Source organism: Nitrospira sp. BLG_1, assembly GCF_047338595.1.
GTDB lineage: Bacteria > Nitrospirota > Nitrospiria > Nitrospirales > Nitrospiraceae > Nitrospira_D.
Map to the genome: position 1 here is coordinate 1 of NZ_JBLFBO010000136.1, position 1,148 is coordinate 1,148.

At 58.9% G+C, this 1,148-nt stretch carries 1 protein-coding gene; it reads left to right on the forward strand.

Going from position 1 to position 1,148, the window contains the following annotated elements; genetic code table 11:
• Nucleotides 1-66 precede the first annotated feature (66 nt).
• A complete protein-coding gene (locus ACMTNU_RS20745; RefSeq protein WP_413937186.1) occupies nt 67-1,101 on the forward strand; it encodes an IS481 family transposase in 1,035 nt (344 codons plus the stop codon).
• Nucleotides 1,102-1,148: the final 47 nt, after the last annotated feature.

Consider the following 1,148-nt stretch of genomic DNA (forward strand, 5'->3'; position numbering starts at 1 on the left):
TGTATATGCTAGAACTTCATCTGACAGTCCGGTAGAGTCCTCCCTTCATCGAAAGGAGTGAGGACGATGACCACCGAGCAGAAGATCATCCGGGCGAAGGTCGGCGTGTTGGAATTGGCGAAGCAACTCGGCAATGTGTCCAAGGCCTGCCAGGTGATGGGCTATAGCCGAGACAGCTTCTATCGGTTCAAGGAACTCTATGAGACGGGTGGCGAGGCGGCCCTGCAGGAGATCTCTCGCCAGAAACCGCTCCTGAAGAATCGCGTGGCACCGGAGGTCGAACTGGCCATCGTCGAGCTGGCGATCGCGCAGCCTGCCTGGGGCCAAGTGCGGGTGGCCAACGAATTGCGCAAGCAGGCCCTGACGATCTCACCCGCCGGCGTCCGCTGTATCTGGCTCCGGCATGAGTTGGAGACCATGCGGAAACGGCTGAAGGCGTTAGAAGCGAAGGTGGCGCAAGACGGACTGGTGCTCACCGAAGCCCAAGTGGTGGCCCTGGAGAAGGCGAAGGCCGACAAAGAAGCGCATGGCGAATTCGAGAGCGAGTGTCCCGGCTACTGTGGGGCACAGGATACGTTCTATGTCGGGACGCTGAAAGGGGTGGGGCGGATTTATCAACAGACCTTCATCGACACGTATAGCAAGCTTGGGTTTGCGAAGCTGTATGATCGCAAGACCCCGGTCACGGCGGCTGATCTGCTCAATGACCAGGTGCTGCCGTGCTTCGAGCAGCACGACATTCCGCTGAATCGGGTCCTCACGGATCGCGGCACAGAGTACTGCGGGGCCCCAGACCGCCATGAGTACGAACTGTATCTGGCCGTCGAGAACATCGATCACACCCGGACGAAGACTCGGCATCCCCAGACCAACGGGATCTGTGAACGCTTCCACAAGACGATGCTCAACGAGTTCTACCGCGTCGCATTTCGCAAGAAGATCTACCGGACGCTGGAGGCGCTCCAGGCCGACTTGGAGACGTGGCTCCAGGAGTATAACGAGCAGCGGCCGCATCAGGGCCGCTGGTGTTACGGCAAAACGCCGAGGCAGACGTTCCTCGACAGTGTGCCCTTGGCGAAGGAGAAAATGTTAGCGGCGTAAACCCGGTGAGGACTCGCTGTCTGTCAGATAAAGTCTTGACTTATACA

What these genes read in the sequence shown, in the direction of transcription:
- ACMTNU_RS20745 (WP_413937186.1), top strand. Translation starts at nt 67, where the DNA reads ATGACCACCGAGCAGAAGATCATCCGGGCGAAGGTCGGCGTGTTGGAA.